Origin of the sequence: Vibrio metschnikovii CIP 69.14 (genome assembly GCF_000176155.1) — a bacterium.
GTDB lineage: Bacteria > Pseudomonadota > Gammaproteobacteria > Enterobacterales > Vibrionaceae > Vibrio > Vibrio metschnikovii.
Genome location: NZ_ACZO01000002.1, coordinates 62769 through 75656, shown reverse-complemented (window position 1 = coordinate 75656; position 12888 = coordinate 62769). Strand labels below are relative to the sequence as shown.

The 12888-nt window shown below is 46.9% G+C and carries 12 protein-coding genes; 5 read left to right on the top strand and 7 right to left on the bottom strand.

Annotated features, from left to right (window positions below; genetic code table 11):
• Positions 1-2: 2 nt before the first annotated feature.
• The 6 genes from xerC to VIB_RS00370 all read right to left on the bottom strand — a co-directional run bounded on the left by xerC (position 3) and on the right by VIB_RS00370 (position 6734).
• The gene (xerC, locus tag VIB_RS00390) at positions 3-932 is read right to left on the bottom strand and encodes a tyrosine recombinase XerC (protein WP_004393922.1); all 930 of its coding nucleotides are present in this window, start codon (positions 930-932) and stop codon (positions 3-5) included.
• Positions 925-1608 carry a DUF484 family protein gene (locus tag VIB_RS00385; protein ID WP_004393921.1) on the bottom strand — a complete coding sequence of 228 codons (684 nt, stop codon included), beginning with the start codon at positions 1606-1608 and terminating at the stop codon, positions 925-927. Before VIB_RS00385 ends, xerC begins: the two co-directional genes overlap by 8 nt.
• A 14-nt stretch (positions 1609-1622) precedes the next feature.
• Positions 1623-2453, bottom strand: coding sequence for a diaminopimelate epimerase (gene dapF / locus VIB_RS00380; RefSeq protein ID WP_040903588.1), 831 nt, complete (start codon positions 2451-2453; stop codon positions 1623-1625).
• Between the two features lie 11 nt (positions 2454-2464).
• Positions 2465-3718: a diaminopimelate decarboxylase gene (lysA, locus tag VIB_RS00375; RefSeq protein WP_040903587.1), complete on the bottom strand. Its 1254-nt coding sequence runs from the start codon at positions 3716-3718 to the stop codon at positions 2465-2467.
• A 30-nt stretch (positions 3719-3748) separates the two neighbouring features.
• Entirely contained in the window at positions 3749-3865 is a 117-nt protein-coding gene (gene lptM, locus VIB_RS18295) for an LPS translocon maturation chaperone LptM (protein WP_411847833.1), read from the bottom strand.
• Positions 3866-4205: 340 nt separating this feature from the next.
• Complete coding sequence (locus VIB_RS00370; RefSeq protein ID WP_004393918.1) at positions 4206-6734, bottom strand: class I adenylate cyclase; 2529 nt, start codon at positions 6732-6734, stop codon at positions 4206-4208.
• Positions 6735-6883: 149 nt separating this feature from the next.
• Here VIB_RS00370 and VIB_RS00365 point away from each other — a divergent pair, with 149 nt between their 5' ends.
• The 5 genes from VIB_RS00365 to VIB_RS00345 all read left to right on the top strand — a co-directional run bounded on the left by VIB_RS00365 (position 6884) and on the right by VIB_RS00345 (position 11219).
• Positions 6884-7066: a hypothetical protein gene (locus VIB_RS00365; RefSeq protein ID WP_004393917.1), complete on the top strand. Its 183-nt coding sequence runs from the start codon at positions 6884-6886 to the stop codon at positions 7064-7066.
• Between the two features lie 81 nt (positions 7067-7147).
• Positions 7148-8086 (top strand): hydroxymethylbilane synthase, encoded by a 939-nt coding sequence (hemC, locus tag VIB_RS00360; RefSeq protein WP_004393916.1) that lies wholly within the window; start codon positions 7148-7150, stop codon positions 8084-8086.
• 3 nt (positions 8087-8089) lie between these two features.
• The gene (locus VIB_RS00355) at positions 8090-8812 is read left to right on the top strand and encodes a uroporphyrinogen-III synthase (protein ID WP_004393915.1); all 723 of its coding nucleotides are present in this window, start codon (positions 8090-8092) and stop codon (positions 8810-8812) included.
• A 20-nt stretch (positions 8813-8832) separates the two neighbouring features.
• Complete coding sequence (locus tag VIB_RS00350; protein WP_004393914.1) at positions 8833-10041, top strand: uroporphyrinogen-III C-methyltransferase; 1209 nt, start codon at positions 8833-8835, stop codon at positions 10039-10041.
• Entirely contained in the window at positions 10038-11219 is a 1182-nt protein-coding gene (locus tag VIB_RS00345; RefSeq protein WP_004393913.1) for a heme biosynthesis protein HemY, read from the top strand. The genes VIB_RS00350 and VIB_RS00345 overlap by 4 nt, the downstream gene beginning before the upstream one ends.
• A gap of 102 nt (positions 11220-11321) precedes the next feature.
• Here the strand turns inward: VIB_RS00345 and hemN are convergent, their stop codons facing one another.
• On the bottom strand, positions 11322-12710 hold the full coding sequence (hemN, locus tag VIB_RS00340; protein ID WP_004393912.1) for an oxygen-independent coproporphyrinogen III oxidase: 1389 nt from the start codon (positions 12708-12710) through the stop codon (positions 11322-11324).
• Positions 12711-12888 lie beyond the last annotated feature (178 nt).

The following is a 12888-nucleotide window of genomic DNA, read 5'->3' as shown; positions in this document are numbered from 1 at the left end:
AACTACTCCTTGGTTTTCTTTTTGGCTCGTGGATGAGCTTGGTCATACACCTCAGCAAGATGTTGAAAATCAAGGTGAGTATAAATTTGCGTAGTTGAAATGTTCTCATGGCCAAGTAATTCTTGTACGGCACGCAAATTATTACTCGATTCCAACACATGAGTGGCAAACGAATGACGCAGTTTATGAGGACTGATATGACTGGCCACCGACTGCTTGTGCCCCCACTCTGCCATGCGTTTTTGTACGCTGCGATGCGAGATTCGACCACCGAGCTTAGAAATAAATAACGCCACTTCCTCGCCTTTCAATAGCGAATCACGCACCTTCAACCATTTACCCACCCACTCTTTGGCTTGCCCTGAAAACGGTACTTTCCGTTCTTTATCGCCTTTACCAATCACTCGAATCTCGCCGCGGCTAAAGCTGAGATCTTTAAGATTAATCGCCACCAGCTCTGCCAAACGCAAACCAGCGCCATACATTAACTCCATCATCGCTCGATCACGAATCGACAAGGGGTCATTGTCGGTCACCTCAAGCAACTGGGCCATCTCATCAACATCCAGGTTTTTCGGCAGTGGCCGCTGTTTTCGTGGCGCAGAAACTCCTTTGGCAGGATTGGCGCTCAACTCACCCCGTAAAATTAAAAAATCAAAGAAGCTACGTAAAGAAGATAAACGCGTCGCTAAGCTGCTGGCTTTCATTCCATCGCGCATCCCTTTACTGGCTAGCTGACGAACCCAAGCCGCATCGACGTGTTGCCATTCACTCACACCGAGATGATGAAGATGACCAGCCATCGCTTGTAACTGCTGCTGATAATTACGCTGAGTATGTAAACTCAAACCTTTCTCACTGCGCAAATACTCATAAAAGCGCAATAGCGGCTGAGCTAATCCGCTCGGTAATACCGACGTTTCTTCACTCATGGCGATCACATTGCCAAGGTAACACGGTGATCAAGTGGCTCAGCAACAGCGCCAAATGACGTAAAAAAAGCGTATCCATGCAAGGTTGAAAATGGCCACCATCGGGGCTGGAAAAGGCCAGAATCCCTTGTGCGGCATTCTGACCAAGAGGCAATACGACATAAGAGCCCATTTCGGGTGCCGCGCACTGATCGCCAAATAATAACCCGCGATCGGCTTGCCGTAATCGACCTAAATAGGCTTGTTTGCCATTAAAATGATTGGTTGAGAAACGCTGCAACGACTCTTGGTTGATGCGGTATTCCGCCAGCGTTGTATCAACTAAGCGCAGATAAGCCATTAGCCCAAGTCGCTGCGCGGTCGCTTCAATCGCTCGACATACGGCAGGTAAACTCGAACACTTTAATAACTGTTCTTGTAAATCCATAAATTCATGGAAAGTGCGATCATTATTGGCGGCAAGAGACATTAAAGCGGTGATCTCTTCTTCCAACTCTTCAATCCGCTGCCGTTGACGGGCCATTTGAACATGAACCAGAGAAACGGCCCCTGCCTGTGGATGTGGCAGGGACAAGCGTTCCACCAATTGAGACCGGTGCTGGAAAAAATCGGGATGATCGGTTAAATATTCGGCCACGACCTCTGCGGTCAGAGCCTCTACCTGTGGTTGTAACAAAACACATCCTTACTTTAGCAAGAGAGTTGACCATCAAACACGTGAGTTGCCGGTCCTGTCATATACAAAGGCTGCCCTGGGCCTTGCCAACTGATCTCCAAACGACCACCGGGCAAATTAACCGTAACGGTATCATCCAACAAATCTTGTAAAATGCCGACCGCAACAGCGGCACAAGCACCGCTACCGCAGGCCTGAGTTTCACCAGCACCACGTTCGTAAACCCGCAGATTAATTTGCTGACGATTGACAACCTGCATAAAGCCAGCATTAACACGCTCAGGGAAACGTTCATGCGACTCTAATAAAGGACCGATTCGTTCAACCTCAGCGGTAGCGATATCCTCTACCACGGTCACCACATGGGGATTACCCATACTGACGGCGCCACAAAATAGCGTCTGTTCATCGACGCGCATAATGTACGTTTTTTCCGCTTGCTTAGCGCGAAACGGAATTTTACTCGGTTCGAATTCAGGGACGCCCATGTTCACGCACACCTGATCATCCTCTTCAATGCTCAGAATGATTTTGCCTTTTTTGGTGCTGACACTCAGGCTGTACTTATTGGTTAAGCCTTTCATGCGCACAAAGCGCGCAAAGCAGCGTGCGCCATTGCCACACTGCTCCACTTCACTGCCATCAGCATTAAAAATCCGATAGTGAAAATCGGTTTCTGGATCATACGGCGCTTCAACCACCAAGAGCTGATCAAAACCGACCCCAGTATGACGATTGGCTAAACGGCGAATCAGCTCCGGAGAAAAGAACACGTTTTGGGTAATACAATCAACGACCATAAAATCATTGCCCAAACCGTGCATTTTAGAAAAATGGAAATGCATAAATGGTCACTTTACTCCGGCAAAATAGTTTCTAACGCCCAAAGACTCGCTAGCGCTTCACGTTGACGAACAAGATGAATCTTATCGCCATCCACCATCACTTCTGCCGCTCGGGTCCGAGTATTGTAGTTGGATGACATCACAAAACCATACGCGCCCGCAGAACGAACTGCCAACAAATCGCCTTGCTCTAGCACCAACGCGCGATCTTTACCTAAGAAGTCGCCCGTTTCACACACCGGGCCAACCAAGTCATAAGTCACGGCTTCACCGGCACGCGGCGCGACTGGCACAATATCCTGCCAAGCTTGATACAACGCTGGACGCATCAAATCGTTCATTGCCGCATCAATAATCGCAAAGTTTTTATGCTCAGTGTGTTTTAAGAACTCAACTCGCGTTAATAACACCCCAGCATTGGCAGCAATGGCACGACCTGGTTCAAAAATCAGCTCTAAATGTGGATGATTGTGCAAACGAGCCAACAGGGCTTTCGCGTAATCTCCCGGCTGAGGTGGACGCTCATCACGATAGACAACACCCAGACCACCACCGACATCCAAATGCGCGATGGCGATCCCTTCGGCGTGCAATTGGTCAATCAACGCCAGTAGACGATCGGTAGCATCAATGAATGGCTCGAGCGCCGTCAATTGAGATCCAATATGGCAATCAATACCGCGCACATTGATGTGCTCCAGACTGTTAGCCAGACGATACACTTCTGGCGCACGTTCAAAGGCAATGCCAAATTTATTATCGCGCAGGCCTGTCGAAATATAGGGATGAGTATGCGCATCGACATCTGGATTGATCCGCAACGAGACCGGCGCTGTCACGCCAAGCTCACCCGCCACTTGATTTAATAACAGTAGCTCAGGTTCCGACTCAACATTAAAGCACTTAATCTGCAATGTCAGTGCACGTTTCATCTCAGCCGCCGTTTTTCCTACTCCAGAAAAAACCACTTTACTTGGGTTACCTCCCGCAGCCAGTACACGCTCTAATTCGCCACCAGAGACAATGTCAAACCCTGATCCCAAACGAGCTAACGTATTTAACACGCCTAAATTAGAATTGGCTTTCACCGCATAGCAGACTAAATGTGGGTGTGCGCCAACGGATTGATCAAAGGCATGCCAATGGCGCTCAAGCGTGGCTCTTGAATAAACGTATAACGGGGTGCCGAATTGCTCAGCTAACTGCGCGAGAGAGACGTTTTCTGCCCAAAGCTGACCATCTTCCTGATAATTAAAGTAATCCAAAATAATGTCCCTTAATCTAATGTCTTGAATTTACTGATTCTGTTCACTCGGTTGAGCACGATCAGGCGGATATAGCGGACCCGTTTGTCCACACCCTGCTAACGCAAGAGCAGATAACAAAAATAGGGCTGTTATAGTTTTTTTCATTGTGCATATCGTAATTATTGACTCAATGCTCTCTATAATCGCACCACAATCAGGAAAAGCAATAGCATAGACAGGATGAACGACGCTGAATTTTATCCACGGGTTGGCAGTTAATTCGAATACATCAGACAAATAAGGGGGGAATCATCATCGAATATTTCGCGCAACGCAGCCAAGCTGTCGGCTGGCTGGTGGCATATCAAAACACCATACCTCACCAAAATGAGGTGGTTCGATAGCCGTCGAGAATCAATCACAGGCTGCGATAAACTCAAACGATGTAAAATGGCAGAGAGGAAACAGCCTAAATCAGGCATCACGCCACTAGGGTCTGTTGACCTTAGGCATTGATCACTTTTGAAGGGCGAGAATAAACCGAGGAATCATTACGATAAGGCACCACGTAGCTCTCTCCTTCCTCAGGATGAATAATTTGGTAATACTGGGGCAGATTAAAGTTAATTAATTTAGCAGCAATCTGATTATCATCTTTTACTGACGTATAGAAGCTGTTAACACTGGTGATCATCTCATCTTTTTCACCGCTACACTGATGATACACCTCGATCCGATTCGCTTCATCGAGCACGTAAATGTTAAAGCCCTGCTCAGTATCCTCAAAAAAGAACTGCACTAAACCTTCACTGGCAAAACCATCAACCACATCCGGCAGTTGATAATCTTGCTCGCGATCCAACATCAGTAATGGGGAGCCTTTGAGTTTATTACTCGAAATGCTGCGATAAAAATCGACGGAATTTTCTAAGCGTTGTACCGAGACCCCTCGTCGCTCAAAAAACAGGCCATACATCTGTTTGCCAATCCGCATCGCTTTAAACCGACGCCGCTTCTCTTGCTCAACAGGCTTCAAACGCAAATCAATACACTCTGCAAGCAATTGATAAATCAAATTACGCATCACGCCACGCAAATGTTTGCTGTAGCAAAATACATCCACCGACTCAGGAGGAATCGCATCTTGGTGCATCTTACCTAATACCGTTTTCAGCGCATCCAATATCGCAGTTTCGCCTTTAAAGTGCAGGGTACGCACTTCTTGCCAAGAATTGCGATACACCAGATCAACACTGCCGACTAGGCATTGCTGCTGCTCAGAAAAACTAAAAATGTCCAAACGCTTAACGTCAACCTTAAGCGATTTGCCCGTGAGTTGGGTAGTTGGATCATTTTCAAAATTAATGAACATCGCCAGTTGGCTGATTTCGCAAGGGCTAGCGAGCGCGGCCATCGTCGGGCGACGTTTATGTAACGAGAAGGTATTTCTTAGATCACTGACCATTTGATAAAACTTATCGAGGTCGAGATGCGCATCACGCACAATAGAATGTAAATGCGTCGATTCGGTGATTAAGCCATTAAAGAAGGCCCACGCGACAAGTTTACTTAAATATTCGTGATGATCTAAACAGCGCTGACCGATCATGCGCTCTGCCCGTGGCGGCTGCTTATACAAATACCACCCTGGAGGGTTGCTTCGTCCCGGACGAACTTCAATAAAAGTCAGATCCGGTTCATGCAAATCTGGGGAGATTTGTGGATTAAGCAGCGTCACTTTGCCGGGCAGCACTTCAAACGCGGCATACAATTTACGCGCGAGAATAGAAATGTCTTGAGGGCTGATCGCCGAAGTGATGTCATGCCGACGCGCAAATTGAATCAAGTTACGATAACTGAGCATTAACGCATCCAATAAAGCATGATGAACAGTTTTTACTTGCTCTACTTTCCAATGACGGCGGTTATCTAGCTGCTCAATTGTTGCTGCATCCCACTGCCAATCTTGAACCATTTCAGTTAAGGCTTCACGCCGCCACGCAACTGACCCCGCGCTTGGATCTCGCGATAATTTCTCATGGGTTTTAAGATAAAAACAGCGGCGAACTAAATCGAGTCGTGAATAGTCACCAATTCGCTCTAAGTAGCGAGTGACTTTTTTCAGCATCAAATAGTACGCGTCCATCCCATAGAGATCGGGCTCATGGGCAAAAAAGCGTCGTTTAGTATCAATGCTGAGTAATTGAGTATGGGGATATTCCCAAGAGTAAGCTTCTAATAAGGTCGCTTTTAAGACCGATTTATAAGGCGAGTCAATACTTTTATACAATTGCCATAAATTGGCACCAAAATACTCTTCGGCAGGAATTCGATTTAGGCGTCCAAAATCAATCCATTCACTGCAATCAATGTAGTGATTAGCACACAACACATTGACGTATTCATCGTAGCACTCTTCCATTTCAGGCGGTACGATTTGCCACAATAAGCGCTTACCGGCCAAGCGAACCGCAGAACGATAGAACTCATCCAACAACAAAAGGTGTTGAGAAGAACCGCAGTTCTCACCGGTCATTTGATCCGATTGATTATGACGAAAACGTTGTTCATCCATAATAAAGAAATTGGCTTCGACACCTTGGCTTTTTGCCCAATCGGTGATCAGCAAACATTTATTGCTTAAGCGTTCACGCTGTTCGCAGCTCATACTGGCCGCCACACATACCCAAATATCTAAATCACTTGAGGTACTTTGGCCAATCGATGACGTGCTTCCCATCGTGTATAAACCTAAAATACTCAGCTGACTAGGAACCGGCAGCGTTTCTCCTAAAGCCAATTGCGTATCATCGATTAATTGTTGCTGAATCGGATCTAGGCTAAAACACTCAATACCGTGTGGCACTTGCTGTTCAAAATAGCCGGGGATCAAAGGATGGTTGTAGTGCAGCAAAGCGGGGATCAGATGAAAAACACGCTGACCTTGTAAATCCATAAGCGCCAGCGCACGCTCAGTGCGTTGCCGGTTAAGATTATCTAATCGCTGAATTAAGGTTTTTGTGTAAGCCTGCAAGGTTGGTTCCTTGGTTGAAACATTAACGCCCGCTTTGGATATGTTTTGTACGACAGACTAAACAAAACGTGATCAATTTAACACTTTAAATCCGCTGGGTAAAGTCATCTGCACTCTCTATCATACTAAAGTCGTAATTGATTGAGCAAATGACGACTCTAAAACACAAACGCGGCAGTACTGCTCATTTACTGTCTATTTTACTCGATATCGCCACAAACACCACTCAACTTGCTGGCTTACTTCGTCAAGCGAAGAGCGGTTTAGGGGGATACCAACGAGAAGCTCATCACACTATTTTCACTAAAAATCATCAATTTAGTCACAAATGAGCTTCATCGCCATCTAGTATTAAAACTTTCCTGCGCACAATGTTAGGATGTCAGTATTGTTGACTGTTTATCGGGATTATCATGACTTCCACGCCTCCAATTCGTATTGCCACTCGGCAAAGCCCGCTCGCTTTATGGCAAGCACATTTTGTAAAAGATGCCTTACAAGCTGCTCATCCACACTTAGCGGTAGAGCTGGTGACTATGGTTACTCGTGGTGATGTGCTATTGGATACGCCTCTCGCCAAAGTCGGCGGAAAAGGCCTGTTTGTGAAAGAATTGGAAGTCGCGATGCTGGAAGGACGCGCCGATTTAGCCGTCCATTCGATGAAAGATGTGCCGGTAGATTTTCCAGACGGATTAGGATTAGTCACGATTTGCGAACGTGAAGATCCCCGTGATGCTTTTGTCTCTAATACCTACCACTCCCTTGAAGCGCTGCCTCATGGTGCCATTGTCGGTACTTGCAGTCTCCGCCGCCAATGCCAAATTAAAGCAGCGCGCCCTGATATTATCATTAAAGAATTACGCGGCAATGTAGGAACGCGCCTAGCAAAATTGGATGCTGGGGAGTTTGATGCCATTGTCCTTGCCGCGGCAGGATTAAAACGCTTGAAACTGGAACAGCGCATCGCCAGCTTTATATCTCCAGAACAATCGCTCCCAGCGGTCGGTCAAGGCGCTGTCGGTATTGAGTGTCGCTTAGATGACCAACGTCTCCTCACCTTACTCGAACCCTTAAATCATGCCGATACTTATGATCGCGTGATCTGCGAACGAGCAATGAACCTGACCTTACAAGGTGGCTGCCAAGTGCCTATCGGTAGTTACACCGAATTAGACGGTGAGCAGATCTGGTTACGTGCTTTGGTTGGCGAGCCAGATGGCTCACGGATCATCCGTGGTGAGATTCGAGGCCCACGCCAACAAGCCGAACGCCTAGGCGTTGAATTAGCCCAGCAACTGCTTGACCAAGGTGCGCGTGATATCCTCAATAAACTCTACGCTGATCACGAGTAAACCATGGCGATCTTGGTCACTCGCCCAGAGCCACAAGGCGAAGCACTGTGCCAATTACTCCAGCAACATGGACATCACGCACTGCATCATCCATTAATCCGTATCGACGCCGGAATGGACTTAGCCTTACTCCGCTCAGAACTCTCCAGCTATGAGGTGATTGTTGTCGCCAGCCAACATGCGGTTAGTTGGGTTAAACACACGCTCCAAGCGGAGCGACTCTCGTGGCCAACCAGTGCGATTTATGTTGCCATTGGTCAAAAAACCGCACAGGTTTTAAGCAAAGCCAGCCAACAACTCGTACACTACCCCGAGATCAGTGATAGTGAACATCTTTTGGCGTTGCCAGCGCTACAATCGGTAGCCGGAAAACGAGTGGTCATCTGGCGTGGTAATGGCGGGCGAGAGTTAATTTACCAAACACTGCAGCAACGAGGAGCCAACGTTGACTACCGTGAAATGTATCAGCGACGCCCCTTGCCTTTTGACGGTGAAACGGCGTTAGCACGTTGGCAAGCAGCCAACGTCGATACCTTAATCATTACCAGCGGTGAGCAGCTGGCGTTTTTTTGTTCACAACTGCCTCGCAAAGCTCAAGCTTGGACGAGAACATTACGCTTATTGATCCCCAGTCAACGTATCGCTGAACAAGCACGAGAATTGGGGTTTCAGCATACAGTGATAACAGGAAGTGCGGCAAACCGCGATTTAGTGGCGGCTGTTTAGCCTTAACCCAGGATTTAGCCATGACAGATAATAACCAACCCTCTCCACAAAAACCGCAGCAAACTTCACCTCAATCCGGCGATCCGGTCGATAAGAGTGACCAGGCAAAAACCAAACAAACCGAGCGTAAGGCAGACTCAACAAGCCATGCCAATTCGCCGAAAACCGTCAATCCGCCAACGACCACCTCCGTCAGTAGTTCGGTAAGCGGTGGCAGTAAACTCGCCAGCATTGCGATTGTGTTAACGGTGTTGTTTAGTGGCGGCCTCACTTTACATATGCAGCAGCAGCGTGCCGACCATCAAGCGCAAATAGGCGCGCTACGAGCAGAACTCAATCAAGCTCGCAGCACCATCAATACTCAGCTTGGCGAAGCGAAAGAACAAGCGATTACCGCTACTCGTGATATAGCGACTCAAGCTGAACTGTTGCTTAATCAGCAAAAACAGAGCGTCGATAGCTTGCATCTCGCACTTGCTGAAATTCAAGGTCGACGCCCCAATGACTGGCTATTGGCAGAAGCGGATTACTTAGTCAAACTCGCGGGACGTAAACTGTATTTAGAGCGTGATATCGAGACCGCAACTCAATTAGTCCAAGAAGCCGATTTACGTGTTGCTGAGCTCAATGATCCAAGCTTAACTTCACTGCGTCGCGCACTACGCCATGATATCGCTCAGTTACAAGCGATGCCGATCATCGATAGAGATGGCTTAGTGCTGCGCTTGATGAGTCTGCAGCAGCGTATCGACCAACTACCGCTCGCCAATGCACTATTGCCAGAGGAAGCTCAACCTACCCAACCAACCGTTTCAGAGGATATTGCTGATTGGAAAACCAATCTCCGTACTTCTTTGCAAGCCTTTGCCGATAATTTTATTACCTTTCGCGTAAGAGATGGACAAGCGATACCGCTATTATCACCACAGCAACATCTTTACCTTCGTGAAAACCTTAAAGCCAAATTAGATACTGCGATTAAAGCCGTCTATAGCGAACAACAAGACATTTACATGCTCTCCCTCAGTATGGCCCTAGAATGGTCAAACGATTATTTCAATCGATACGATCAGCAGGTCAAAGCCTTTACTCATAGCCTTGAGCAACTGGCCGAACAACACATTCAGCTTGATACACCTCAGCTCACAGCTCAACAGCCACTCGCTGATGTGATTCGTGAACGGTTACGTCGCTCTGTAGCACCAATAATGACGGAGGGACAACAATGATTCGTTTACTGTTTTTACTGGTTGTACTCGGCCTTGGTTTATTTGTGGGAACCCAATACGCCGGCCAACAAGGCTATGTTTTGATCTCCATCGCCAACACCAGTATCGAAATGAGCGTCACCACACTGATCATCATGATGGTCGCTTTACTGGCGGGACTATTTTTCCTGGAATATCTGATAAAAAAAATCCTTCGTGCCAGTAGCAGCACATGGAACTGGTTTACGATTCGTAAGCAACGCCGTTCCCGCCGTTACACCGATGAAGGCATGATTAAGCTACTTGAAGGGGATTGGAAACAAGCCGAGAAAAAAGTCACTCGCTGGGCGAATCATCATGATATGCCGCTACTCTGTTATTTAGCCGCGGCAGAAGCGGCTCACGAACAAGGCGATCAACGTAAACGAGACGACTATTTGACGTTAGCCGCTAAACAACCGAATGCCACCCTAGCGGTTGAATTGACTCGCGCCAAACAGTTATTGAGCGACCAAGCATGGCAGGCAGCGGTTGATATTCTGACCCCGTTAGCGCAGGCTTATCCTGATAATATTTTGGTTTTAAAGCGATTAAAACAAGCTTATCTCGCCTTAGAGCAATGGCAACCTCTCCTGGCCTTAATTCCAAAATTGACTAAAGCTCAATTACTCACCCCATCACAGGCCGATGCGCTGACCTTACAAGCTCAACAAGCAATGCTCAGCATTGTGGCAACTCAAGGTGGTAGCGAAGGATTACTGACCTATTGGCAATCGCTACCCAAAACCCTTAAAAACGAAACCCGTTTAATGGTTGAAGTGATTGAACAGTTATTACAGCGTCAAGCCGACCTAGCGGCGTTTAAATTACTCAAAGAGTGGCTAAATAAGCAGCCTACGACTGAGTTATATCGCTTTCTGCCTAAGTTAACGCTAAAAGATAAACAGCCACTTATCGCCTTACTGCAAGACAAGCTACGTCGCGATAAAAATAATGCCGAAGCCCACAGCGCGCTAGGCCAAATTCTGCTCGACGAGAAACAGTGGGCACAATCGCAACAGCACCTTGAACAGGCTTTATCACTTCGAGTGAATATTGAAGATTACGCCTGTTTAGCTCAAGCATTAGAGCAGCAAGATCGCCCGCAAGCGGCACACGATGTCAGTCGTAAAGCCTTATCCTTACTCACCACCGATTAATGGAAAAAGCGGTCCCTCTGTACGATGGACCGCTTTTTATACTCTTCTTATGCTCTTCCCAATCGTCGTGAGCGATCACGATATCAGGTATGATACGTGAGATTAGATAACCCGAGAAAACTGCTGCTGACGGGCGCGCTGACGTAAATACTTGTCAAAACACATGCAAATATTGCGGATCAATAATCTGCCACGTAAGGTGACGCGGATAAAACGAGAATCCACTTCAACCAATTGATCATCAATAAAGGTTTGCAATAACGCGAGGTCTTGTTGGAAATAGTCATTAAAACGCAGCTTAAAATGCTGTTCTATTGCCTGTTTATCCAACTGAAAATTACAAATAAGTTGTTTAATGACTTCACGGCGTAGCAGATCATCACTGTCTAATGACACCCCTTTCCATAGCGCGTGACGCATCTCATCCACTTGCTGATAATAGCGTTTCAGATCTTTTTGATTTTGGGCATACACATCGCCGACCATCGAAATAGCGGAAACACCAAATCCCAGTAAATCACAATCGCCCTGCGTGGTATAACCTTGGAAGTTGCGATGTAAAACACCGTTACGCTGCGCCACCGCTAACTCGTCATCGGGTAACGCAAAATGGTCCATGCCAATAAACTGATACCCCGCTCCCGTTAAGGTGCTAATGGTATCTTGTAAGATGGCCATTTTTTCCTCTATCGAGGGCAAAAAGTCAGATTTGATTTTACGCTGTGCGGCAAACAACTCAGGCATATGCGCATAGTTAAACACTGACAAACGCCCCGGACGCATCTCAATCACTTGTTGTAAAGTGGCATGGAAACTGGCGACCGTCTGCTTGGGTAAACCATAAATTAAATCTAGATTGGTCGAACGAAAACCCAGTTGCTTGGCGCGCGCTACTAAATCAACAATAAACTGTTCATCTTGTTCACGATTAACGTACTGCTGAACTTGTTTATCAAAATCCTGCACTCCGATACTGATGCGATTAAAACCTTCACTCCGCAAATGATCGAGTACCGAGAGTTCAATCTCACGCGGATCGACTTCAATGCTGATCTCCGCATCGGGCTGAAAATTAAACTCCGCCCGTAATAACGTCATTAAACGACTCATTTGAGCGTTGGTTAAAAACGTCGGTGTACCACCACCAAAATGCAATTGAGTCACTGGACGCGAAAGCAGCAATGGTGCGCGTTGACGAATTTCGTGTTCCAGAACATCTAAATACTCATCCGCTTTATGTGAATGGCGAGTGATGATTTTGTTGCAGCCACAGTAGTAGCAAAGCTTGTGACAAAAAGGAATATGGATATACAGGGATACCGGTCGCTGTGGATAACGCGCACAAGCCATATCAAATTCGGCAATCGTGAACGCTTCGTGAAATTCCACCGCGGTTGGATAGGAAGTGTAACGCGGCCCCGAGTAGTTGTACTTGTCTAAAATGGTTTGATCCCAAACAATCTGCTGACTGGGTACGACTGGCGACAACATAGTGACTCTTCCGTTATTGAACGTGGACTGATTATTTTGCCACACCAGAGACATAGCGTCGGGCAGCAAAAGAAGATTTACCGATAAAATAGTCTAAATTGCTAGCCGGATCACTTCTTATTACCCGTTAAACAAGGGCAATCAGACTCGTCTGCGTGTTGGCATTGCAACGGCTTTC

Coding starts and splice junctions, on each gene's coding strand:
- xerC (WP_004393922.1), bottom strand. CDS start 932: ATGAGTGAAGAAACGTCGGTATTACCGAGCGGATTAGCTCAGCCGCTA.
- dapF (WP_040903588.1), bottom strand. CDS start 2,453: ATGCATTTCCATTTTTCTAAAATGCACGGTTTGGGCAATGATTTTATG.
- lptM (WP_411847833.1), bottom strand. CDS start 3,865: ATGAAAAAAACTATAACAGCCCTATTTTTGTTATCTGCTCTTGCGTTA.
- VIB_RS00365 (WP_004393917.1), top strand. CDS start 6,884: ATGACGACTCTAAAACACAAACGCGGCAGTACTGCTCATTTACTGTCT.
- hemC (WP_004393916.1), top strand. CDS start 7,148: ATGACTTCCACGCCTCCAATTCGTATTGCCACTCGGCAAAGCCCGCTC.
- VIB_RS00355 (WP_004393915.1), top strand. CDS start 8,090: ATGGCGATCTTGGTCACTCGCCCAGAGCCACAAGGCGAAGCACTGTGC.
- VIB_RS00350 (WP_004393914.1), top strand. CDS start 8,833: ATGACAGATAATAACCAACCCTCTCCACAAAAACCGCAGCAAACTTCA.
- VIB_RS00345 (WP_004393913.1), top strand. CDS start 10,038: ATGATTCGTTTACTGTTTTTACTGGTTGTACTCGGCCTTGGTTTATTT.
- hemN (WP_004393912.1), bottom strand. CDS start 12,710: ATGTTGTCGCCAGTCGTACCCAGTCAGCAGATTGTTTGGGATCAAACC.